Annotated in this window: 25 protein-coding genes and 1 pseudogene; 14 read left to right on the plus strand and 12 right to left on the minus strand. The window is 68.0% G+C overall.

The features are described 5' to 3' along the window. The first annotated feature begins 82 nt into the window (after positions 1-82). The 6 genes from AC23D6_RS07850 (at position 83) to AC23D6_RS07875 (ending at position 4,584) form a co-directional block, all read left to right on the plus strand. Entirely contained in the window at positions 83-1,954 is a 1,872-nt protein-coding gene (locus tag AC23D6_RS07850) for a formylglycine-generating enzyme family protein (RefSeq protein WP_487752200.1), read from the plus strand. 17 nt (positions 1,955-1,971) lie between these two features. After that, complete coding sequence (locus AC23D6_RS07855; RefSeq protein ID WP_487752201.1) at positions 1,972-2,883, plus strand: M48 family metallopeptidase; 912 nt, start codon at positions 1,972-1,974, stop codon at positions 2,881-2,883. Continuing rightward, positions 2,880-3,422, plus strand: coding sequence for an SRPBCC family protein (locus AC23D6_RS07860; RefSeq protein WP_487752202.1), 543 nt, complete (start codon positions 2,880-2,882; stop codon positions 3,420-3,422). Before AC23D6_RS07855 ends, AC23D6_RS07860 begins: the two co-directional genes overlap by 4 nt. A 33-nt stretch (positions 3,423-3,455) precedes the next feature. Next, entirely contained in the window at positions 3,456-3,695 is a 240-nt protein-coding gene (locus AC23D6_RS07865) for a hypothetical protein (protein ID WP_487752203.1), read from the plus strand. Between the two features lie 21 nt (positions 3,696-3,716). Then, on the plus strand, positions 3,717-4,067 hold the full coding sequence (locus AC23D6_RS07870; RefSeq protein ID WP_487752204.1) for a bleomycin resistance protein: 351 nt from the start codon (positions 3,717-3,719) through the stop codon (positions 4,065-4,067). Positions 4,068-4,143: 76 nt separating this feature from the next. After that, entirely contained in the window at positions 4,144-4,584 is a 441-nt protein-coding gene (locus AC23D6_RS07875) for a phage tail protein (protein ID WP_487752205.1), read from the plus strand. Between the two features lie 2 nt (positions 4,585-4,586). On the opposite strand, the gene AC23D6_RS07880 is transcribed toward AC23D6_RS07875, so the two are convergent. The 7 genes from AC23D6_RS07880 to gluQRS form a co-directional block, all read right to left on the minus strand. Next, entirely contained in the window at positions 4,587-4,799 is a 213-nt protein-coding gene (locus tag AC23D6_RS07880) for a hypothetical protein (RefSeq protein WP_487752206.1), read from the minus strand. Positions 4,800-4,803: 4 nt separating this feature from the next. Further along, positions 4,804-5,097 carry a hypothetical protein gene (locus tag AC23D6_RS07885; RefSeq protein WP_487752207.1) on the minus strand — a complete coding sequence of 98 codons (294 nt, stop codon included), beginning with the start codon at positions 5,095-5,097 and terminating at the stop codon, positions 4,804-4,806. Between the two features lie 81 nt (positions 5,098-5,178). Then, positions 5,179-5,349: a hypothetical protein gene (locus AC23D6_RS07890; RefSeq protein WP_155944648.1), complete on the minus strand. Its 171-nt coding sequence runs from the start codon at positions 5,347-5,349 to the stop codon at positions 5,179-5,181. Between the two features lie 53 nt (positions 5,350-5,402). Beyond that, a complete protein-coding gene (phbB, locus tag AC23D6_RS07895; protein ID WP_487752208.1) occupies positions 5,403-6,143 on the minus strand; it encodes an acetoacetyl-CoA reductase in 741 nt (246 codons plus the stop codon). Positions 6,144-6,216: 73 nt separating this feature from the next. After that, a complete protein-coding gene (phaR, locus tag AC23D6_RS07900; RefSeq protein WP_487752209.1) occupies positions 6,217-6,723 on the minus strand; it encodes a polyhydroxyalkanoate synthesis repressor PhaR in 507 nt (168 codons plus the stop codon). Positions 6,724-6,897: 174 nt separating this feature from the next. Next, the gene (gene phbB / locus AC23D6_RS07905; protein ID WP_487752210.1) at positions 6,898-7,638 is read right to left on the minus strand and encodes an acetoacetyl-CoA reductase; all 741 of its coding nucleotides are present in this window, start codon (positions 7,636-7,638) and stop codon (positions 6,898-6,900) included. 46 nt (positions 7,639-7,684) lie between these two features. Continuing rightward, positions 7,685-8,605 (minus strand): tRNA glutamyl-Q(34) synthetase GluQRS, encoded by a 921-nt coding sequence (gene gluQRS, locus AC23D6_RS07910; RefSeq protein WP_487752211.1) that lies wholly within the window; start codon positions 8,603-8,605, stop codon positions 7,685-7,687. Between the two features lie 115 nt (positions 8,606-8,720). Between gluQRS and htpX the strand changes: the two genes are divergently transcribed. After that, complete coding sequence (htpX, locus tag AC23D6_RS07915; RefSeq protein ID WP_487752212.1) at positions 8,721-9,602, plus strand: protease HtpX; 882 nt, start codon at positions 8,721-8,723, stop codon at positions 9,600-9,602. Positions 9,603-9,678: 76 nt separating this feature from the next. Here htpX and AC23D6_RS07920 read toward each other — a convergent pair whose 3' ends face one another. Both AC23D6_RS07920 and epmB read right to left on the minus strand, forming a co-directional pair. Further along, positions 9,679-11,754 (minus strand): EAL domain-containing response regulator, encoded by a 2,076-nt coding sequence (locus AC23D6_RS07920; RefSeq protein WP_487752213.1) that lies wholly within the window; start codon positions 11,752-11,754, stop codon positions 9,679-9,681. A 99-nt stretch (positions 11,755-11,853) separates the two neighbouring features. After that, positions 11,854-12,873, minus strand: coding sequence for an EF-P beta-lysylation protein EpmB (epmB, locus tag AC23D6_RS07925; RefSeq protein WP_487752214.1), 1,020 nt, complete (start codon positions 12,871-12,873; stop codon positions 11,854-11,856). 101 nt (positions 12,874-12,974) lie between these two features. Here epmB and efp point away from each other — a divergent pair, with 101 nt between their 5' ends. From efp to folE2, 7 genes are all read left to right on the plus strand, one after another. Next, positions 12,975-13,541: an elongation factor P gene (gene efp, locus AC23D6_RS07930; protein ID WP_487752215.1), complete on the plus strand. Its 567-nt coding sequence runs from the start codon at positions 12,975-12,977 to the stop codon at positions 13,539-13,541. 7 nt (positions 13,542-13,548) lie between these two features. After that, the gene (locus AC23D6_RS07935; RefSeq protein WP_487752216.1) at positions 13,549-13,761 is read left to right on the plus strand and encodes a hypothetical protein; all 213 of its coding nucleotides are present in this window, start codon (positions 13,549-13,551) and stop codon (positions 13,759-13,761) included. 11 nt (positions 13,762-13,772) lie between these two features. Further along, a complete protein-coding gene (locus AC23D6_RS07940; RefSeq protein WP_487752217.1) occupies positions 13,773-15,113 on the plus strand; it encodes a TRZ/ATZ family hydrolase in 1,341 nt (446 codons plus the stop codon). A gap of 46 nt (positions 15,114-15,159) precedes the next feature. Then, positions 15,160-15,879, plus strand: a complete 720-nt coding sequence (ubiG, locus tag AC23D6_RS07945; RefSeq protein WP_487752218.1) for a bifunctional 2-polyprenyl-6-hydroxyphenol methylase/3-demethylubiquinol 3-O-methyltransferase UbiG — start codon at positions 15,160-15,162, stop codon at positions 15,877-15,879. Further along, positions 15,876-16,589, plus strand: a complete 714-nt coding sequence (locus tag AC23D6_RS07950; protein ID WP_487752219.1) for a phosphoglycolate phosphatase — start codon at positions 15,876-15,878, stop codon at positions 16,587-16,589. The genes ubiG and AC23D6_RS07950 overlap by 4 nt, the downstream gene beginning before the upstream one ends. Positions 16,590-16,714: 125 nt before the next feature. Next, positions 16,715-17,422 (plus strand): phytoene/squalene synthase family protein, encoded by a 708-nt coding sequence (locus tag AC23D6_RS07955; protein WP_487752220.1) that lies wholly within the window; start codon positions 16,715-16,717, stop codon positions 17,420-17,422. 112 nt (positions 17,423-17,534) lie between these two features. Beyond that, positions 17,535-18,467, plus strand: a complete 933-nt coding sequence (gene folE2, locus AC23D6_RS07960) for a GTP cyclohydrolase FolE2 (protein WP_487752221.1) — start codon at positions 17,535-17,537, stop codon at positions 18,465-18,467. 94 nt (positions 18,468-18,561) lie between these two features. Here folE2 and AC23D6_RS07965 read toward each other — a convergent pair. The 3 genes and pseudogenes from AC23D6_RS07965 to yidD all read right to left on the minus strand — a co-directional run bounded on the left by AC23D6_RS07965 (position 18,562) and on the right by yidD (position 21,016). Beyond that, positions 18,562-19,371: pseudogene (locus AC23D6_RS07965) on the minus strand (M23 family metallopeptidase). Positions 19,372-19,406: 35 nt separating this feature from the next. After that, positions 19,407-20,753, minus strand: coding sequence for a dihydroorotase (locus tag AC23D6_RS07970; RefSeq protein ID WP_487752222.1), 1,347 nt, complete (start codon positions 20,751-20,753; stop codon positions 19,407-19,409). Further along, positions 20,753-21,016: a membrane protein insertion efficiency factor YidD gene (gene yidD / locus AC23D6_RS07975; RefSeq protein WP_487752223.1), complete on the minus strand. Its 264-nt coding sequence runs from the start codon at positions 21,014-21,016 to the stop codon at positions 20,753-20,755. The genes AC23D6_RS07970 and yidD overlap by 1 nt, the downstream gene beginning before the upstream one ends. Positions 21,017-21,050 lie beyond the last annotated feature (34 nt).

Genomic DNA, 21,050 nt, shown 5'->3' on the forward strand with positions numbered 1-21,050 from the left:
CCGCGTGATGCGTCGTTTGCTCAGTCAGGGGACAATAACCTAAGGTCCGGTCTCTGCCGGTATCGTCCGCAGGCATTCTCTCATGGGTGCCGGTGGCCCCCTTCACGGAGGATGTTTGCGCGCGCTCCCTGCCGCCCTGTTGATCCTGCTGACGTGCCTGGCTGCGTGTTCGCGTGACGACGTCGCATCGCACGACGCGCAGGCCACCGACGACGACGTGCGCATGCCGCGCGTCACCGTCAGTGGCGACGACAGCAGCATGGACGAACTGACCTGGCGTCCGCCGCCCATCGTGCTGACTGCCGATGACGTGGCCGGCGCACGCCAGCGCGCGGCGCGCGCCTTGGCCGAGGGTCGCCTGTTCGACGGGGCGGACGATGCGATTCCGCTGTACCTCGCCCTGCAGCGGCTGGACCCCGCCGATGCGCGGACCCAAGCCAGTCTGGAGCGCAGCCTGGACGCCCTGCTGGACCAGGGCGCGCAGGCCCTGCGGCACGCCGAGGACCGCACCGAGGCCCTGCGCCGAGCGCGCCAGATCGCCGCCGTGGCCCGCACGCTGGCGCCGACCGATCCCGCGGTCACCGTCTACCTGGCACGGGTGGACGATGCCGACCAACTGACCCGTCTCAACGTGGCTGCCGAGCGCGCCTTGCGCGAAGGGCGCTTGGGCGAGGAGGGCGGCGGTGCGCTGGCGGGTTTCCGCGAAGTACTGAAGTGGAAGCCGGGCCAGCCCCGGGCGATGCAGGGTGTCGCCGCCGTGGAAAGCGCGTTGATCCGGCGGGCCGAGGATGCTGCGCTCGCCAGCGACTTCGATACCGCCCGTCGCTGGCTGGAGGCTGCGGCGCACGTGCGCGAAGACGCCCAGACCGTGGCCGACGCCCGCGTCCGGGTCGAGGCCATCCGCATCGCCCGCATCGTCGAGCTGCGCGATGCCGGTGTGCGCGATATCGCGACGCCGCAGGGCCTCAAGGCTGCCCGTGAAAAACTGGCGGAGGTGCTGCGCATTGCCGAACCTGGCAACCGCGTGGCCGCCGACTTCCGCCAGCGCATCGATCTGGCAACGTATTACGGTCTGTTCCGACCGGGGCAGGTCTTCACCGATGCGCTGCACTACGGTGGCCGCGGGCCGGAGATGGTGGTGGTGCCGCATGGCGGCTTCCTGATGGGCGCGGCCGACGACGAGGCCGCCGCCGCCGATGCCGAGAAGCCTGCGCATTACGTGCGGTTCGACCGCGGTTTCGCGATGGCACGGCACCCGGTGACGGTGGGCGAGTTCCGCCGTTTCGTCCAGGCGACCCAGTACCGGCCGCGCGCGACCCGTCGCGGCCACTCCATCGTCTACGACGAGCGCAGCGGCAATTTCGTCCGTCGCAGCGGGGTGGACTGGCAGTCGGACTATGCCGGCGACCCGGCCAGCGACGATATGCCGGTGCTGCACGTCAGCGTGTACGACGCCGAGGCCTACGCCGAGTGGCTGGCGGGGCAGACCGGCCGCGGCTATCGGTTGCCGAGCGAGGCCGAATACGAATACGCACTGCGCGCAGGGCAGCAAGGGCGTTACCCTTGGGGCAATGCTCAACCTCCGCGCGGCGTGGCGAACCTGACGGGCGGCAACGACCGTTCGCCCAGCGGGCGGTCGTGGAACAACGCGTTCATCGGCTACGGCGATGGCTACTGGGGACCGGCGCCGGTGGGGCGTTTCCGGGCCAATGCCTTCGGCCTGAAGGACCTCGACGGCAACACCAGCGAATGGGTCGGCGACTGCTGGCATGCCAGCTACCGCCGTGCCCCGGCGGACGGTGCCGCGTGGTTCAATCCGGGCTGCCGGTCGCGAGTCGTGCGCGGTGGCTCCTGGGCCAGTTCGCCGGCGCAGGCGCGCGCTGCGTGGCGTTCGTCATCGGATTCGGATATGACTAATGCGCGGGTGGGTTTCCGCGTCGTTCGCGGCATCTAGCCGCCAGGGAGAGGGTGATGAGGCAAGATCCTTACGGGCGCTCGCAGTACGGGCAGGGCGGCGGGCGGCGGGGTGGCGGACTGGGCAACCTCCGCTGGATCATCCTGCTTGGGTTCCTGGTCTACGGCGGCTGCTACTACCTGAATAACCGCGTTGTCGATCCCTACACCGGCGAGAAGGTGCTGATCGACAACTCGATCGGTGTGGAGGAGGAGAAGGCGCTCGGCCTGCAGGCCTACGAGGAAATCCTGCAGCAGGAGCGCCCGGTCGATCCCAACTCGCAGATCGCCCAACAGGTACGCAGTATCGCCGAGCGGCTGATCGCCAAGGTGCCCGAGGTCGAGGCCGCCATCGCGGCGGAGAAGGGCACCCAGCCCAGCGGCAACTGGAAATCCTTCGATTGGGACGTGAATGTCATCCAGTCCGACCAGGCCAACGCGTTTTGCCTGCCCGGCGGCAAGATGGCGGTCTACACCGGGTTGATCCCGGTGGCGCAGAACGCCGACGCGGTCGCCGTGGTGATGGGCCACGAGATCGCCCACGCCCTCCTTCGCCACGGTGCGCAGCGCATGTCGCAGCAAAAGCTCACCCAGATCGGCCAGATGGCGGGCGCGATGAGCGGCATGGACCCGCAACAGCAGCAGATGGTGATGGCCGCGATGGGCTATGGCTACCTGCTGCCCTACGCGCGCGAGCACGAGACGCAGGCCGATGAAGTCGGCCTGATGCTGGCCGCCGCCGCCTGCTTCAATCCGGAAGAAGCCGTGCCGCTGTGGCAGCGCATGAGCGAAGCCAGCGGCGGGCAGGCGCCACCGGAATTCTCGTCCACTCACCCCAATCCCGGCACGCGCATCCAGAACCTCACCGCACTGATGCCCAAGGCGATGGCCTACCGCGCCAAGTTCTGCCCGCAGGGAGCGGCGCAGTGAAGGCGCTCGCCGGGCTCGCGTTTGTTGTCGCCGGGGCACTCGCGCTGCCGGCTCAGGCGGCGATCAAGGACGCACAGCCGAACGGGTTCACCATCGAGAATTCCGAATGGGTGCCCGTCGCGCCACAGGTGGCGTACGCGGCCCTGGTGAACGATGTCGGCCGCTGGTGGCCGGCCGATCACACCTGGTGGGGCGATGCGTCGAAACTGTCCATCAGCGACAAGGTCGGCGGCTGCTTTTGCGAGATCAACGGCGCGCAGCAGGCCTGGCACATGACGGTGACATTCACCGATCCGGGCAAGCTGATGCGCATGACCGGCGGCCTCGGCCCCCTGCAGGGCATGGGCCTGCACGGGGCGCTGGAATGGCGCTTCGTCGAAGAGAAAGGCGGCACCCGCATCACCCTGTGGTACCGCGCCGGCGGCTATACGCCGGACGACATGAGCAAGTTCGCGCCCGTCGTGGACAAGGTGCAGGGCCTGCAACTCGGCGGGCTGGCCGCCTTCCTGCGGCAGGATACCGCTGGCGCTCCACGCTGACATCCCTCCCAACGTCGAGGAAAGGAAGACCGCATGAGCATTCGTTTGTCTGAAAAGGACAGAGGCCGCACGCTGGGCAGCATCTCGCAGGCGGACTTCCAGATGCTGGTGGACTACATGGAGGAAGAGTCCTCCAAGGACCAGGATTACTACGTCGAACACACCGCCATCGATGCGCTGGAAGGCCTCGGTGCGAGCGCCGGTTTCGTTGCGCTGCTGCGCGCGGCGGTGGGCGAGTCGGAGGGCGTGGATGTGGTGTGGGCGGCGGAGTAGGGCGTCGAGCGAGGCATCCGCGTGTCCCACATCATCCCCATGCAACCCGTCCGCCATCTGCCGAGAGCGATCGCGTTCTACGAACGGTTGGGCTTCACGGTCGAGGACCGGCGCGACGATTGGGGCTGGGCGAAGCTGCGCTGGGGCGATTGCCGGGTGATGCTGGACCAGTCGATCAACGTGGACCGGGGCGCGCCGCGCAGCGCGGTGCTGTACCTGTATCCGGACGACATCGCCGCCTTTCACGCGCAGGCACGCGCGAGCGGCCTCGACGTGCCCGACCTGGACACGACGTTCTACGGCATGCGCGAGTTCCGGATCGAGGATCCTGACGGCAACCGGTTGTGGATCGGGCAGGCGACCTCCGCCTGACCTCTGCGGGCAAAGGATCGCGTTGGGAGGAATGTGCCCGCGCGTGGGCATCCCCCTTCCCACATGGAACCTTGCCATGCCTGTACAGCGCGATCGCCCCTATGCCGGAATGAACTTCCACGTCGATCTGGGCCTGGGCGATGGGCCCGATGCGGGTGTGGCGGAGGTGCTGTTTCCCGAAGCGCGCCTACAGGTCAACGAGTACCGCAACGGCAACGACAAGGTGCTGGAGGCGACGAAGCTCTCCACGCTGACCCACTACGACAACCTGGTACTGCGCCGGGGCGTGATCGGCTCGCTGGCGTGGTACCAGTGGTGGGATGAGGCACGCAACGGCGGCGACGCGCGGCGCAACATCACCATCACACTGCTGGACGAGCAGGGCAACCCGGCGATGCGCTGGCTCTTGCTGCGTGCGCGGCCGGCGGCGTACACGCCTTCGCCGCTGGAGGCAGCGGCGGGGGACACGCTGTTCGAGACGCTGGAGATCGCATTCGAACGCTTCGAGATGGAGTGACGTCAGGCCGACGGATCGTCCGGTTCGCGCAGGTATTCCAGCGCGAATCCGATGAGCAGGCTTAGGAGGATGCACCCCGCGGCCATTGCCGCGGACGAGGGCTCCTGGCCCGTCAGGTGGAACAGCGCCAGGCCGGCGCCGATCCCGAGCAGCAGCGGGATGGCGAAACGCGGCCTGAAACACAGCTCGCCTACCCATGAAGCAACAAGATCCATTGGCTCAGGGCGAGGACTTTGCATTGGTGCAGGTGCCGGGACTACCGGTTTCGTACATCTGCAGCCGCCACCCATCCAGCGCGTGCACATAGCGGCGCGAGGTCTGCACGCCTTCCGCACACTGGACGATGAGCACGGTCGAGCCGGGGCCGGCCAGCGCAAGATCGAGTGGTTCGATGCATCCCGCCGAGGTACACCGGAGTGCGTCAGTGCGTGCGGTAGCGTTGCTGGCGCAACCCGCCAAGGTGGACAGGATGAGTGCAGCGGACAACATGCTGAGCGAACAGGAAATACGCACGCATCCTCTCCGGTGGGGCCTTCTGCACACCATCTTCGGATCACGCTACCGCGTCGCCCGCAAGGAGGCAACCGGCCGACGTCAGAGCTTGCTGAAGACCGTCGCGGCCACCAGCAGGCCGAAGCCCGCGACCACCAGCCAGAACGCATGCGGAGCCAGTACGGGCACGTAGCCGAACTTCGCAGCGATACCGCCGCCGCCGAGCAGCAGCGCGATCAGCCAGACACCGAAGGTGGGAGGGGTCAGTTTCATCGGAGTGCCTCGTGAAGGTTTGTGAAAATGTCGTGGTGCGACCGGAAATCCGGTCAGAAGCTCATGAACAGGCCGCCGTTGACCGGCAGGTTGGCGCCGGTGATGTAGCCGGCGTCGTCGGCGGTGAGGAAGGCGACGGCACGCGCGATGTCGTCGGGTTGGCCGATCCGGCCCACCGGCACGGCGGCGACGGTGCGGTCACGGACGTCGTCGGGCATCGCCCGCGTCATCGGCGTTTCCACGTAACCGGGCGAAACGCTGTTGACGGTGACACCCTTGCGCGCGACCTCGCGCGCCAGCGACATCGAAAAGCCGTGCAGGCCCGCTTTGGCCGCGGCGTAGTTCACCTGGCCGAAATTCCCGGTCTGGCCGCTCACCGAGCTGATGTTGACGATGCGGCCGAAGCCACGTGCCTGCATGCCGTCCACGGCGTGCCGGCACAGGTTGAACACGCTGTCCAGGTTCACGCCGATGACGGCGTCCCACTGGGCCTTGTCCATCTTGCGCAGGGTCGCGTCGCGGGTGATGCCGGCGTTGTTGACCAGGATGTCGAGCGCACCATGCCTCGCCTCGACGCCCTTCACGAACGCGGCGCAGGCATCGAAGTCGGCGACGTCGACGGCGGCGGTCTCGATGTCGAGCGAGGCCGTCTGCGCGCGGAACTGGGCCAGCCGCTCCGGCGAGGCGGGCAGGTCGGCGGCGATCACCTTGCGGCCGGCCCGGGCGAGCGCCTGGCAGATGGCCAGCCCCAGGCCACCCAGGCCCCCGGTCACCACGGCGATGCGTTGGGTCATGCGGAATTCCTGTGTCGCGGACTAAAAAAAGGCCCGCGCAACCTGCGCGGGCCGGGTTTCACTACGGGGAGGGTCAGCGCGCGCGCGTCTTGGGTGTTTCGCGCTGCGGCGCTTCCTTCGGCTTGACCGTCGTCGGACGACCCAGGCCGCCGCTGAGGTTGCGCTGGAACTCCTGCCACAACTCCAGGTTGCGCTCGGTCAGTTGGTTCATCATGGTCCACGGAGTCTGGCCCAGCAGGTTGCCCATCTGGCTGCGGAACTGCTGCTGCTGCTCCATGAACAGCTGCATGCTGCGCTCCAGGTAGTTGCCCATGAAGCCCTGCAGCGAGTCGCCGTAGAAACGGATGATCTGGCTGAGCAACTGGGTCGACAGGACCGGCTCGCCGTCCTGTTCCTGCTCGCTGATGATCTGCAGCAGCACGGTGCGGGTCAGGTCGTCGCCGGTCTTGGCGTCGCGGACCTCGAAATCCTCACCGTCGACGATCAGCTGGCGCACGTCCTCGATGGTGATGTAGCTCGAGATCTCCGTGTCGTACAGACGACGGTTGGGGTACTTCTTGATGATGCGGATCGCAGCCATTGAGTCTTCGCTCTAAACGCGTATGGCGGCAGCATGACGCAGCGCAACAGCCCTTGCAACAGGCCACAAGGCAGGGACTCCCTGTTCAGGCAACCGAAAAATGCTGCGCAGCATCGAAACGTATGACGCCCCTTGCGGGGCGTCGTGGGAGCGGGCGTGGCCGGGCGGGCCGGCTTACCAGCCCATGTGGTGGCCACCGTTGATGTCCAGGTTGGAGCCGGTGATCCAGCTGGCCTGCTCGTCGACCAGGAAGGCCACGGCGTATGCGATTTCCTCGGGCTTGCCGAGGCGGCCGGTGGGGATGTCGGCGGCGATCTTGGCGCGTACTTCTTCCGGCACGGCCATCACCATGTCCGTGGCCACGTAGCCGGGGGACACGGTGTTGACGGTGATGCCGAGCTTGGCGTTCTCGCGCGCCAACGAAATCGTGAAGCCATGCATGCCGGCCTTCGCCGCGGCGTAGTTGGCCTGGCCGTATTGGCCCTTCAGGCCGTTGATCGAACTGATCTGGATGATGCGGCCCCACTTGCGCTCGCGCATCCCGTCGATGACCGGGCGGGTGACGTTGAACACCGAATTGAGGTTGGTGTTGATGACATCGCCCCATTGGGCGGCGGACATCTTGTGGAAGGTGCCGTCGCGGGTGATGCCGGCGTTGTTGATGAGCACTTCGATCGGGCCCAGTGTCTGCTCGACTTCCTTCACCATCGCCTGGGCTTCATCGGGCGAGGTCACGTCGCCTTTCACCAGCGCGATGTCGTAGCCGTCGGCCTTCATCTGCGCCTGCCACGCACGCGCCTTTTCCTCGTTGCGGTAGTTGGTGGCGACCTTGTGGCCCATGTCGGCCAGCTTCTTGCAGATGGCGGTACCGATACCTCCGGTGCCGCCGGTGACCAGGGCGACGCGCGCTGTCATGTGGGGAATCCTCCAGATACCGTCGCAAGCCGACGGCCCCTCGATTCTAGACAGCGCCTGCGACAGGTTTGTTGTGCGCTGCAGCGAACGTCACGCGTGTCACTTTAGGCAGCCGTGCCGGGTCGAAATGCCGTTGTGCGGTGGTCAGCGCGCCGGCGACGGAAGCCGCACCGGCCAGCACGCCCTCCGGCTGTCCCAGAACGTGCCAGGCGGCACGCAGGGCGGGCAATGGGGCATCGTCATCCACCGGTAACGCGGCCATCGATTTGGACAGCTTCTGGCCGTCGGCATCGACGATCAGCGGCAGGTGCAGGTAGCGTGGCGTGGGCAGGCCGAGGGCACGTTGCAGCAGGATCTGGCGCGGCGTCGAATCGAGCAGATCCGCGCCGCGCACGATGTTGGTGATGCCCTGGTCGGCATCGTCGACCACCACGGCCAGCTGATAGGCCCAGAAACCGTCCGCCCGGCGCAGGACGACGTCGCCGACGTCGCGGTCGACCGCCTGTTCGACATGGCCCTGCAGGCCGTCGATGAAACCGACGCAGCAGTCGTCGGTCACGCGCAGGCGGAAGGCCGGCGCGCGCGCGCGGTCGCGGGGGACGCAGGCACGGTGGATGCCGCCGACGGCAGCCAGGTCGGTACGGCTGCAGCGGCATTCGAACGCAGCCGCGTCGGCCAGCAACGCGTCGAGAGCTTGTGCGTAAAGGTCGTGCCGCCGGCTCTGCCACGCGACCGGCAGATCGGAGGTCATGCCGAACGCGGCCAGTGTCGCCAACTGCGACTCCGCCGCGCCCGGGACTTCACGTGGCGGGTCGAGGTCCTCCACGCGCACCAGCCACTCACCATCGTGGTAGCGCGCCAGCAACCAGCTCCCCAGTGCTGCGACCAGCGAGCCGAAATGCAGGCGGCCGGTGGGCGAGGGCGCAAACCGTCCGCGGTAGCGGGGGGAGGGATCGGCGTCGGTCATTCGTCGGAAAGTAAGGAAAGCTGAACCATGCAGTCAGGCGGCTGCTTGAATTCACCCGTCGGCAACCGCAGGTCTGCGTCCGTATACCTTCGCATATTCTTCTGGAGTACCTGTCGTGTTCACGCGTGTCGCGTTGTTCCTCGCCACCAATCTCGCCGTGCTGGTCCTGGCGGGCGTCGTCATGTCCCTGCTGCGCGTCGATCCCAACCAGATGGGTGGCCTGCTGGTGATGGCAGCGGTGTTCGGCTTCGGTGGCTCGCTGATTTCCCTGCTGACGTCGAAGTGGGTGGCCAAGCGCGCCACCGGTGCGCAAGTGATCGAGCAGCCGCGCAACGACGCCGAGCGCTGGCTGGTCGCGACCGTGCAGCGCCAGGCCCAGGCGGCGGGCATCGGCATGCCGGAAGTTGCCATCTACGACGCGCCCGAGATCAACGCCTTCGCTACCGGCGCCAACCGGAACAACGCGCTGGTCGCGGTGTCGACCGGCCTGTTGCGCTCGATGAGCCGCGATGAAGCCGAAGCCGTGCTCGGCCACGAAGTCAGCCACGTCGCCAACGGCGACATGGTCACCATGGCGCTGTTGCAGGGCGTGCTGAACACCTTCGTCATCGTGCTGGCCCGCGTGGTGGGCGGCATCGTCGACGGTTTCCTGTCCGGCAACCGCGAGGGCGGCGGACGCGGGTTCGGCTACTACATCATCGTGATGGTGCTGGAGGTGGTGTTCGGCCTGTTCGCCACGATGATCGCGATGTGGTTCTCGCGTCGCCGTGAATTCCGTGCCGACCATGGTGGCGCGTCGTTGGCGGGCCGCCAGAAGATGATCGCCGCGCTGGAGCGCCTGTCGCAGCAGCAGCGTCCCAGCACGCTGCCGGCGCAGGTCGAGGCCTTCGGCATCGCCGGCGGCATCGGCCAGGGCATGAAGAAGCTGTTCCTGAGCCACCCGCCGCTGGAAGAGCGCATCGCCGCGCTGCGCGCGCAGCAGGGCACGTTCGCCTGAGTCACGTCGCCGGCACGAAAGACAAGAAACCCGCCTTCCGGCGGGTTTCTTTTTTCTGGTCGGGATAACGCGGACCTCAGCCGAAGTCGTAGTTCATCGCCGGTCCGGGTGCCGCCAGGAAGTTGCCTTCCACGTAGTCCACCCCGGTGGTGAACAGGAACGCCATGGTGGCTGCATCCTGGACGTGCTCGGCCACGGTGAGGATGCCCAGCGCCTGCGCACGCTCGGCGATCTCGCGGATCTTCTGCTGGTGCTCCGCCGTCTTGCCCAGGTCTTCGCTGAAAACGCGGTCGATCTTCAGGAAGGTCGGCTGGAAGTGCGAGAGCAGCTGGAACGAATCCAGGCCCGCGCCGAAGTGCTCCAGGCCCACCTGGCAGCCGAGCTTCGCCGCCGCGGCCTGGAAGGCCTGCGCCTGGCGCAGGTGGGTAAACACCTTGGCCTCCGGCGTCTGCAGCCACAGGCGGTCGCCAGGCACGTCGAGCGCGGCGAGCTGGCGGGCGATCAGGTCGAGCAAGCGGTTATCGGCGAAGGACGCCGGGCTGACCTTCACCACCATGCGCGTGTCGTGGCCGGCGCGCTTGCGTTCGGCCAGCACGTCGATGGCGCGGTTCACCACCCAGCGATCGATGTCGTCCAGCAGGCCGTTGTCCTCGGCGATGCCGATGAAGGACTGCGGCAGCACCACCTCGCCGTTCGTCTCCATCCGCAGCAGGGCCTCGTAGACCTCGCCGGGCTCGCCCTGCAGACTGACCACGGGCTGGAAGTGAAGACGGAAGCTGTCGTCCTGCAACGCTTGCTGGATACGCTGGACCCAACTCTGCACGCGCTCTTCCTCGGCGCGGTCCACGGCGCCGGGGTCGAAGATCTCGGAGCGGTTGCCGCCCAGATTGTTGGCGGTCTGGAGGCAGTCGGTCGCCCGCGTCAGCACCTGGCCGACGCTGGCGATCTTTTCGCCGATCTGCACGCCGCCGATGCTGGTGGTCACCGAAGCCGAGCGCTCGCCCACGTTGAAGACGTGCGAGGCGTACGCCGCGCGCAGCTTGTCGGCCAGCGCGGCGGTGTGCGCGTGGTTGCCCCGGAGCAGGATGGCGAAGGTGCGCTCGCCGAAACGGGCGGCCGTACACGTGTCGTCGAGCTTCTCCGACAGGCGGGCGGCCAGCGCGGCCGCCAGCGCGTCGGCGGAATCGATGCCGATGTCCTGCAGCAGCCGCTGGTAATGGTCCGGTTCGACCAGCAACAGGGCGTATTGGTCCTCGCCGCGGGCGACCTGGGCGACCGCCGTCTCCAGTTCGCGCAGGAAGGTGGGGCGGTTCATCAGGCCGGTGACCATGTCGCGCTGGCGCAGGTCTTCGACCTCGCGCGCCAGTTCCGGGTCGAACTCCTCGCGCCGGCGGAACACCACCTGCACGCAGGGTTCGCCCTCGTAGGTGGCGGTGGCGAACTCGAGCGTGGCCGGGAAGCTGTCGCCGTCGATGCTGCGTGCCTCCAGCTCGAAGCGCGGCGGTGGCGGTTCGCCCTTGCTGAGCTTCTTCAGCAGGGTCTTGAAATCGTTGACGTACTGCGGCCCCACCAGGTCGAGCAGCGACAGGCCTTCGACATCCTCGAAGGATTCGAAGCCGAACATCTCCAGGTAGGCGTCGTTCGCCCGGATGTGCATGCCTTCGTGGATGTAGGCGATCGGGTCGCGCGACGAAGAGATCAGCGCATCGCAACGGCGTTCGGTTTCGCGCAGCTGGCCTTCCAGGCGGCGTTGGGAACGGCGCGCATCCAGGTCGCCCCATTCGCGGCGCAGCACCGTCAGCACGTGGTCGAAGCGTCCGCGCAAGGCGCTGGCCCGGGCGCCGGCGGCCTGGTCGGCGAGCAGGTCGGCTTCGTTCAAGCTGTCGGCCAGCACGATCACCGGGATGTCCTTGCCGCTGGCATCGACTTGCGACAGCACGGTGGCCAGCGGAATTCCCTTGGCCGAGCGGGACGCCAGCAACAGGTCCATCGGCTGTGAGGCGACCATCTGCGCCAGTTCGGCCGGGTCCAGCGGGCGTAGCGGGCGAACGGCGATACCGCCGTTGCGTAGGGCGGAGACGATGGCCTCGGCGTCCTCGGCGCTGTCGTCCACGAGGGTCAATCGAAGGGTGGTGTCTTTGCCGATCTGCATGCAGCGGGTCCGCCGGAGGTGCGGGTTTAATACACGATGGGGCGCGGAGCGTCCAATGCAGGCGTCGCAGATGCGGCGCGCCATCGCAGCTTGCGCGGCCTAGAGTGGGCGCTTGCCCGTGTCGCCGGGGACTTCACGCACCAACCGGGGCACCAGGTAACCCGACAGGCGCGCGGCGAGTGCGGCGTGAAGCTCCCGCGCCTGCGCATCGTCCACTTCGAAGTGGGCCACGCCGGCGACGCGGTCGAGCTGGTGCAGGTAGTACGGCAGCACGCCGGCGGCGAATCCGCGTTCGCTCAGGGCAGCCAGCGCGTCCACGCTATCGTTCACGCCCCTGAGCAGGACGGCCTGGTTCAAGAGGTGCACGCCGGCCCCGCGCAGGCGGGCGAGGGCGGCGTCGACGGCAGGGTCGAATTCGTTGGCGTGGTTGGCATGCACCACCAGGGCGACCGGCCAGGGCAGGGCAGCCAGCCAGGCCAGCAGGCCCTCGTCGACGCGTTCGGGCAGCACGATGGGCAGGCGGCTGTGGATGCGCAGGCGACGCAGGTGCGGAACACCGGCCAGGGCATCGGTCAACTCGGCCAGCTTGCCGTTGGACAGCGACAGAGGATCGCCGCCGGACAGCAGCACTTCCTCGATCGTCGGATCGTGGCGGATGAGCTCCACGGCCTCGCGCCAACCCTCGCGGGCGGCGGTCTCGTCCGCGTACGGGAAATGGCGCCGGAAGCAGTAGCGGCAGTTGATCGCGCAACTGCCGGTGGCGACCAGCAGGGCGCGTCCACGGTATTTCTGGATGACGCCGGTCCCGGTCCGGGCCGCGCCGTCGCCGACCGCGTCCAGGCCGTAGCCGGAGGCCGGTTTCATCTCATCGTCCAGTGGCAGCACCTGCCGCAACAGCGGGTCGTGCGGGTCGCCATGGCGCATGCGGGCCACGAAGCCCCGAGGCACGCGCAGCGGGAACTGCGCCGCGGCGGCATTCGACAGGCGCGGGGCCAGCGAGGCCAGTCCCAGCAGGTCCAGCAGCTCGCGCGGATCGCGCACGGCCTCCCTCAGGGCCTGCTGCCAGCGGGCGGGCTGCAGCGCGGCAGGCTGTCGGGGGTCGGGGGCTGCGGTTATCATGTCGGGTCTGGAAACAAGCACCCGCCGGGTCCGGCGGGCTCCCCATTCTATCCGGCCGGCCGTGTCGCGCGGCGGGTTTGTCTTACCCAAGGAGTTTACCCATGGCCAGTTACGGCATGAACGACGTCAAGAACGGGATGAAGATCCTGATCAACAACGAACCGGCGGTCATCAGCGACACCGAGTACGTCAAACCGGGCAAGGGCCAGGCCTTCACCCGCGTGAAGTACCGCCTGATCAAGAGCGGCCGCGTGCAGGAAATCACCATGAAGAGCACCGACTCGGTCGAGGCGGCGGACGTGGTGGATACCGACATGCAGTACCTCTACTCCGATGGCGAGTACTGGCACTTCATGCAGCAGGAAACCTTCGAGCAGGTGCAGGCCGACAAGAACGGCATGGGCGGCGCCGAGAAGTGGTTGAAGGGCGAGGAGGACTGCGTCGTGACCCTGTGGAACGGCAACCCGATCCAGGTGACCCCGCCGAACTTCGTCGAACTGCAGATCACCGAAACCGACCCCGGCGTGAAGGGCGACACCGCCGGCACCGGCGGCAAGCCGGCGACGCTGGAAACCGGTGCCGTCGTGCGCGTGCCGCTGTTCGTCGGCCAGGACGAGGTCATCAAGGTCGACACCCGCACCGGCGAATACGTCAGCCGCGTGAAGTGATCCCGACGTGATCCCGCCATTGGCGATCTATCTCGGCGGCTGGGCCGTGGGCGTGCTGCTCGCCGGTCTGGGCGTGATGCTGTGCTGGAACGCGACCCTTCCGCGGCTGTTCCCCAGTGTGCCGCGGCTGGGCTATGGACGTGCCCTGGCCCTGATGCTGCTGTGCTGGCTGCTGTTCGGCGCCGGCGCCATCGGCCTGAGCTACACGCTGGGATTCTGAGCCGAGGCCCCATGAGCGACCGCACCCCCGACGCCTGCGACCTGTTGATTGAAGCCGGCTTCGTGGTGCCGGTCGTCCCGCACGGGGTCGTGCTGGAAGACCATGCGGTTGCCGTCAGCGGCGGCCGCATCGTGGCGATCCTGCCGCGCCAGGACGCGCGGTCCCGCTTCGCGCCTCGCGAGACCGTGTCGCGCCCGGACGCGGCGCTGATCCCCGGTCTGGTGAACGCGCACACGCACAACCCGATGACCCTGCTGCGTGGCGTCGCCGACGACCTGCCGCTCAAGGTATGGCTGCAGCAGCACATCTGGCCCATCGAGGGCGCGGTGATCGGTCCGGATTTCGTGGCCGACGGCATCACCCTGGCCATCGCGGAAATGCTCCGCGGCGGCACCACCTGCGTCAACGAGAACTACTTCTTCCCGGATGTGCAGGCGGCCACGTACAAGCGCTACGGTTTCCGTGCGCGGGTCGGCCTGCCGGTGATCGACTTCCCCACCGCCTGGGCGACCTCGGACGACGAATACTTCGAGAAGGCCGGCGAAGTACACGACCAGTGGCGTGACGACGCCCTGATCGCGACCGCCTTCGCCCCGCACGCGCCTTACACCGTCAACGATGCCAACTTCGAACGGGTGCGGATGCTGGCCGACCAGCTGGATGTGCCGGTGCACCTGCACCTGCACGAGACAGCGCAGGAAGTGGAGCAGTCGATCGAGAAGCACGGCCAGCGTCCGATCGCGCGCCTGGACCGGCTGGGCCTGGTCAACGACCGCCTGATCGCCATCCACATGACCCAGCTCACCGAGGCCGAGATCCATCTCTGCGCCGAGCGCGGCGTCAGCGTGGTGCATTGCCCGGAATCCAACCTCAAGCTTGCCTCCGGTTTCTGCCCGGCCTGTGCGCTGGAGCGCGCCGGCGTGAACCTGGCCGTAGGCACCGACGGCTGCGCCAGCAACAACGACCTGGACATGTTCAGCGAGACCCGCACGGCCGCGTTGCTGGCGAAGGCGGTCGCCCAGGATGCGGCGGCGCTGGATGCGTTCTCCGCACTGCGCGCGGCCACGCTGGGCGGCGCGAAGGCGATCGGTTTCGACGACCAGGTGGGTTCCATCGAACCGGGCAAGCAGGCCGATCTGGTCTGCGTGGACCTGTCCGCGCTGGAAACCCAGCCGCTCCACCACGTGGTGTCGCAGCTGATTTACGCAACCGGGCGTCAGCACGTCAGCGACGTGTGGATCGCGGGGCGGGCCAAGCTGCTGCAGCGCACCTTGGTGGATATCGACATCGACGGCGTGATCGCGAACGCGCGCCAGTGGCGCGAGCGGATCGCCGGCATCCGCCTGTCCTGAGCCGTGCGTGACGGCGTCGTGGCCGGGTCCGATCTACAATGACCCCATGACGACCACGACTGCGCCCCGCGACGACAACTTCAGCCAGGCCGAGCTCGACAAGTTCGGCGCGCTCGCCAACCGCTGGTGGGACCCCGATGGTCCCCAGAAGGCGCTGCATGCGCTCAACCCCGTCCGCGTGCAGTACGTGCGCGACCGCGCCCGTCTCGCCGGCGCCACCGCCCTGGACGTCGGCTGCGGTGGCGGGTTGCTGAGCGAAGCCCTGGCGCGGGAAGGCGCGCAGGTCACCGCGATCGACCTGGCGCCCGAACTGGTGAAGGTGGCGCGCCTGCATCGCCTCGAGTCCGGCGTACAGGTGGACTATCAGCTGCGCTCGGTGGAATCGCTGGCCGAGGAACGTCCCGGCACCTTCGACGTCGTCACCTGCATGGAAATGCTGGAGCACGTGCCCGATCCGGCCTCGATCATCCGCGCCTGCCACACGCTGCTGAAGCCTGGCGGCCGGCTGTTCCTGTCCACGCTCAACCGCACGCCTGCCGCGTTCGCGCTGGCGATCGTCGGCGCAGAGTACATCGCACGCCTGCTGCCCAAGGGCACGCACCACTACCAGGAATTCATACGGCCTTCCGAACTCGCTCGTTGGCTGCGCGAAGCGGGGTTCCAGTTGGAGAACGTGACGGGACTGGCCTACGAGCCGTGGCGCCACCGCGCGCGGTTGTCCTCGCGTACCGACGTGAACTACCTGGCCTGCGCGGTGAAGGCATGACCGTCGCGGGGTTTCCGCGCGCTGCGTTGTTCGACCTGGACGGCACTCTGCTGGACAGCGCGCCGGACATGCTCGCCACCGCCAACCGCATGCGTGCGTCGCGCGGCGTCGCGCCGATGACGCTGGAGGTTCTGCGGCCGCACGTGTCCAAGGGCGCGCGCGCGATGCTCGCCGCCGCGTTCCCCGATATGGAGCAGGCGCCCCGCGAGGCGATGGTTCCCGAATTCCTGGCGATCTACCACGAGGAACTGGGCCGGCACAGCGTGCTGTTCGACGGCGTCGCCGAGATGCTGGCCGCGCTGGAGGCGGCGGGCAGCACGTGGGGTATCGTCACCAACAAGCCGGAATACTTGGCGCGCGACATCCTGCCGCAGCTCGGCTGGGAAACCCGCTGCGCCGTGCTGATCGGTGGCGACACCTTGGCCGAGAAGAAGCCGCATCCGCTGCCGCTGCAGGTCGCGGCCCAGCGCATCGGCATCGCCATCGCTGACTGCGTGTACGTGGGCGACGACGAGCGCGACATCGTGTCCGCGCGTGCCGCGGGCATGCCGTCCATCGCAGCGTTGTGGGGATACCGGCAGGCGCACGAAGAGCCTGCGCTGTGGTTGGCGGACGTGATGGTTGAAGAGGCCCGGATGCTGATCGAGCCGGCAGCGTGGCCCACGACCCCAGCCGTTGTAGGAGTGGCCCCGGCATGCCGGGGCCGGTAAGTCGCGACCGCACGGCTGCGGGTTCGGTTGTTTCACTGGCATAGGCAAAAACGCGCTGCGTTCGGTCGCTCGTGTGCATGGGCACCACGGTCGCGACCTACATCGCTCCTACAGAGTTCCACCGCATGTCCGATTCCGCCGCCCTCGACAGCTTCATGGACAAATGGCGTGCCCGCTGGCCGGAATGGTCGGTGGCCGAAGTGTTCGTCGCGCCGGCTCGACGCGACATCGCAGTGGCGTGGTTCGCGTTGCTGCAGGAGTTCGACGCCGTCCTGAACATCGCCGGCGATCCGCTGCCGGCGGACGCCAAGCTGGCGTGGTGGGGCGAGGAATTGCGTGGCTGGGCTACCCACCGCTCGCGCCATCCTTTAGGGCGTCGCCTTGAGCCCGTGCGCGCCGAATGGGCGCGGCTGGCCGACGCGCTGCCGTCGCTGGCCGAGGCGCGCGCGCGCGCGGTGAGCACCGACGCGGCTTTCGGTTCCCTATCGCATTACGGGGAAGCGGTCGCAGCCGTGGAGGCTGGCGTACTCGGCCGTGCGCCCGCGTCGAAGGCGGTCGTGGCGCAGATGCTGGCCACGCGACTCGCGGAAGTGGGGCCGAGCGCGGTTCCGATGGACGTCACGCAGGGCAGGGGCGATACCGACAGCCTGCGTGCGTGGTCTGCATTGCTGGACGAGCGGTGGCCGTCCGCCCCGTGCGCCCGCGAGCGTCGCCTGTTGTCGGCTTACGCGCAGGGGCGCTTGCGTCGATTCGCCCGCCGCGGCGAACCCGCGCCGCTGCCGTCGCGAGCGGCGCTGCTGTTCACCGGCTGGCGTGCCGCGCGCGGCGACTGAACGCGCAGCCTATCGCCGCGATAGCCTGCGGAAGGTGTCGTAACGGACTGTTTCATCTGGCGATTCAGGGCTGGGGGTACAATGCGCGGCACCCACTCCCCCGTGCATGACGATGACCTCCTCGCTCCCCGTAGCGCCCCGCGCCGACCTGCCTGACGTCGCCCACCAGCGCGTGCCGCTGGCGCGTCCGCTGGACTGGGTGGGCATGGAGAACATCGCCTTGCCGGTCCGCATTCCGGACGGGCAGGGCGGGCAACTGCAGGTCGCCGCCAGCATCGACCTGTCGGTGAACCTGGCCAATGCGGATGCACGCGGTATCCACATGTCCCGGCTCTACCTAGAACTGCAGGACGGCCTGGCGCGTGAGGCCATCACCCCCGCAGGGCTGCGCCACCTGCTGCAGACCAGCGTCGAGTCCCAAGCGGGCCTGGCGACGCAGGCGCGCCTGCGCATCCGCTACGAAGCCCTGCTTCAGCGCAAGGCGCTGGAGAGCGATTACGCGGGCTGGAAGCGCTATCCGGTCGAGATCGAAGCCACCCTTGCCGATGGCCATCTCGTGCTGGCGCTGTCGTTCGCCGTCGAGTATTCCAGCACCTGCCCGGCGTCGGCCGCGCTGTCGCGCCAGGCCAACGCGGAGCGCTTCGCCGAAGATTTCGCCGCCGCGCGCCCGCTGTCGGTAAACGTGGTGCATGACTGGCTCGCCTCCGAGCGCGGCCTGGCCGCCACGCCGCATGCGCAGCGCAGCCGTGCCAGCGTGCGCGTCGAACTGCGTCCGCAGTTCGACGAACTTCCGCTGGTGGCCTTGGTGGATGCGCTTGAGGCCGCGCTGGCCACTCCGGTGCAGACGGCCGTCAAGCGCGTGGACGAGCAGGCCTTCGCCCGCCTCAACGCCGAAAACCTGATGTTCTGCGAAGACGCGGCCCGTCGCGTCGCTTCCGTGCTCGCCGGCGATCCGCGCATCGCCCGTTACGACGCCACCGTGGCGCACTACGAGAGCCTACACCCGCACGACGCGGTCGCCCGCGTCAGCGGCAGCAACGACTGAGGCCTCGGTTGCCGGATGTGGGAGCGACGTAAGTCGCGATCGCTCTCAAAGCAAAGCTTCGCGACTTACGTCGCTCCCACGACAGCAGGGTGGGTCACTTCCCGCGTTCGAGCACCAGCAGCGGGTCGATGCGGGTATCGAACCAGTTCATCCCCCAATGCAGATGCGGCCCCGTCGCGCGGCCGGTGGCGCCGACGGCGCCGATCACCTGTCCGGGCTCGATGCGGTCGCCCACCTTCACGTCGATGCGCGACAGGTGCAGGAAGTTCGAGCTGATGCCATACCCTTGGTCGAGCAGCACCGTGCCTCCCGTGAGGTAGAGGTCCGGCGCGGCGAACGTCACCACGTCACCTGCCGGTGCCTTCACCGGCGTGCCGGTCGGCGCGGCGATGTCCATCCCGGAATGACCGGCGCCGGGCTGCCCGTTGTAGACGCGCGCATTGTCGAAGCGTCCACTGATGCGGCCCTGCACTGGCCACTGGAAGGGTTAGGCGAAATCGGTGCGCTCGTCGTCGCGCAGGCGCGCGGCGGTCACCAGCGCCTGTTCGCGCTCGACGCGCGCGGCGATCTCGGGCGGTGGATTGACCGCTTTGGGTGGCACGCCGTTGACGTGCTCGACGGGCCAGTCGCGCGGCGTCACATGGACCGTGGCCGACTCGCTGCGGCCGGACGGCGAAGTCACCTGCACCAAGAGCGGCCCGGTTTCGTCGCGGCCCACGCCGAATACCACCGTACCGTAGGCCGTTGTGCGCAGGATCCGTCCCCGGTAGTCAACCTGACTGCCGGGCGGCACCTTGCCGAAGACCAGGGCTCCTTGGGACACGCTTGTAGGGAAGATCACGCGTTCGTCGGTCGCCGGCGCGACCGAGACGTCCTGCGCCACCACGCGCGCCGAACCGCCCATGCAGATCGCGGCGAGCAGCGCCGCGACCGCCGTCTTCAACGTTCGAACTCCAGACGCTGGCCGTTCGGCGTGCCCACGAGGTGTTCGCCGTTCCAGACCATGCGGCCGTTGACCCAGGTGGCGCCGATCCGCGAGCGGAAGGTGCGGCCCTCGAACGGCGACCAGCCCACCTTGGACAGCACGTCCTCGCGCTTCACCGTGAAGGGCTCGTCATCGATCAGGACCAGGTCCGCGAAATAGCCTTCGCGCAGGTAACCGCGCTCCTTCACGTCGAACAACTGCGCCGGCGCGTGGGCGAACTTCTGCACCACGCGGGTGACGTCCATGCGCTTCTCGTGCACCAGCTCCAATGCGGCGACCAGCGCGTACTGCACCAGCGGCAGGCCGGACGGCGCCTGCACGTAGGGCTTTTCCTTCTCTTCCAGCGTATGCGGCGCATGGTCGGTGGCGAGCACGTCGATCACGTCGTCCACCAGGGCCTTGATCAACGCCTCGCGGTCGCTGGCGTCCTTGATGGCGGGATTGCACTTGATCAGGTTGCCCAGCGCGGCGTAGTCCGCGCGGTCGAAGCGCAGGAAGTGGATGCAGGTCTCTGCGGTGATGCGCTTGCGCGCGCCGTCCGGGTGCACCAGCGGGCCGGGCGTGAACAGCGCCAGCTCGTCGGCGGTGGAGATGTGCAGCACGTGCAGCCGGGTGCCGTGCTTGCGCGCCAGCGACATCGCCAATCGCGTGGACTTTATGCAGGCCTCGCGGCTGCGGATGTCCGGGTGGTGTTCCGCGTTCAACGCGTCGCCGTACTTGGCCTGGAACGCGGCAAGGTTGGCGTCGATGGTCGGCGTGTCTTCGCAGTGGGTGATGATCGGTGTGGGCGCCTCGCGGAAGATCGCGTCCAGCGTGTCCGGATTGTCGACCAGCATATTGCCGGTGGAGGCGCCCATGAACACCTTGATGCCCGGCGCAGTCTTGGGGTCCAGCGTGCGGATCGCTTCCAGGTTGTCGTTGCTGGCGCCCAAGTAGAAACCGTAGTTGCCCCAGGCCCGGCCCTTCGCACGCTGGTACTTGTCCTCCAGCGCCGCGGCATCCAGCGTCGGCGGGCTGGTGTTGGGCATGTCCATGAACGTGGTCAGGCCACCGGCCACGGCCGCTGCCGATTCGGTGGCCATGTCGCCCTTGTGGGGCATGCCGGGCTCACGGAAATGCACCTGGTCGTCGATCATCCCCGGCAGCAGCAGGCGGCCGGCGGCGTCGATCACGGTGTCCTCGCCCTGGGGACGGATCTCGGCGGCAATGCGGGCGATGCGGCCGTTTTCGATGCGCAGGTCACCCTCGGTGACGCGACCTTCGTTGACCAGGCGGGCGTTGACGATGACGGTGGCGGGCATCAGGAGTTCCTGGAGGAGCGGGGGGAAGAGGGGTGCGCGTGGCCGCACGCGGACGGTACAGGATCATGGCCGCCGGGGTGCAGCGGGTGGCAGCGGGCGATCCGCAGCATCGCCAGCCAGCCGCCCTTCACTGGTCCGAACCGGCCGATCGCCTCCATGGCGTACTCCGAACAGGAGGGCACGAAGCGGCAGCGCGGCCCTAGCATAGGGCTGATGAAGCGCTTGTAGCCCTTCAGCAAAAGGATGAGCAGGCGGGAGAGCATGCGTCCGATGATACCCCGTCGGGTTGCCGCTGCC

It is taken from the genome of Pseudoxanthomonas sp. G3, assembly GCF_057654715.1.

Excerpts from the sequence above, each read along its gene's own strand:
- AC23D6_RS07850 (WP_487752200.1), top strand. The coding sequence starts at position 83 with ATGGGTGCCGGTGGCCCCCTTCACGGAGGATGTTTGCGCGCGCTCCCT.
- AC23D6_RS07855 (WP_487752201.1), top strand. The coding sequence starts at position 1,972 with ATGAGGCAAGATCCTTACGGGCGCTCGCAGTACGGGCAGGGCGGCGGG.
- AC23D6_RS07865 (WP_487752203.1), top strand. The coding sequence starts at position 3,456 with ATGAGCATTCGTTTGTCTGAAAAGGACAGAGGCCGCACGCTGGGCAGC.
- AC23D6_RS07875 (WP_487752205.1), top strand. The coding sequence starts at position 4,144 with ATGCCTGTACAGCGCGATCGCCCCTATGCCGGAATGAACTTCCACGTC.
- AC23D6_RS07880 (WP_487752206.1), bottom strand. The coding sequence starts at position 4,799 with ATGGATCTTGTTGCTTCATGGGTAGGCGAGCTGTGTTTCAGGCCGCGT.
- AC23D6_RS07890 (WP_155944648.1), bottom strand. The coding sequence starts at position 5,349 with ATGAAACTGACCCCTCCCACCTTCGGTGTCTGGCTGATCGCGCTGCTG.
- phbB (WP_487752208.1), bottom strand. The coding sequence starts at position 6,143 with ATGACCCAACGCATCGCCGTGGTGACCGGGGGCCTGGGTGGCCTGGGG.
- phaR (WP_487752209.1), bottom strand. The coding sequence starts at position 6,723 with ATGGCTGCGATCCGCATCATCAAGAAGTACCCCAACCGTCGTCTGTAC.
- phbB (WP_487752210.1), bottom strand. The coding sequence starts at position 7,638 with ATGACAGCGCGCGTCGCCCTGGTCACCGGCGGCACCGGAGGTATCGGT.
- gluQRS (WP_487752211.1), bottom strand. The coding sequence starts at position 8,605 with ATGACCGACGCCGATCCCTCCCCCCGCTACCGCGGACGGTTTGCGCCC.
- AC23D6_RS07920 (WP_487752213.1), bottom strand. The coding sequence starts at position 11,754 with ATGCAGATCGGCAAAGACACCACCCTTCGATTGACCCTCGTGGACGAC.
- epmB (WP_487752214.1), bottom strand. The coding sequence starts at position 12,873 with ATGATAACCGCAGCCCCCGACCCCCGACAGCCTGCCGCGCTGCAGCCC.
- efp (WP_487752215.1), top strand. The coding sequence starts at position 12,975 with ATGGCCAGTTACGGCATGAACGACGTCAAGAACGGGATGAAGATCCTG.
- AC23D6_RS07940 (WP_487752217.1), top strand. The coding sequence starts at position 13,773 with ATGAGCGACCGCACCCCCGACGCCTGCGACCTGTTGATTGAAGCCGGC.
- ubiG (WP_487752218.1), top strand. The coding sequence starts at position 15,160 with ATGACGACCACGACTGCGCCCCGCGACGACAACTTCAGCCAGGCCGAG.
- AC23D6_RS07950 (WP_487752219.1), top strand. The coding sequence starts at position 15,876 with ATGACCGTCGCGGGGTTTCCGCGCGCTGCGTTGTTCGACCTGGACGGC.
- AC23D6_RS07955 (WP_487752220.1), top strand. The coding sequence starts at position 16,715 with ATGTCCGATTCCGCCGCCCTCGACAGCTTCATGGACAAATGGCGTGCC.
- folE2 (WP_487752221.1), top strand. The coding sequence starts at position 17,535 with ATGACCTCCTCGCTCCCCGTAGCGCCCCGCGCCGACCTGCCTGACGTC.
- AC23D6_RS07970 (WP_487752222.1), bottom strand. The coding sequence starts at position 20,753 with ATGCCCGCCACCGTCATCGTCAACGCCCGCCTGGTCAACGAAGGTCGC.
- yidD (WP_487752223.1), bottom strand. The coding sequence starts at position 21,016 with ATGCTCTCCCGCCTGCTCATCCTTTTGCTGAAGGGCTACAAGCGCTTC.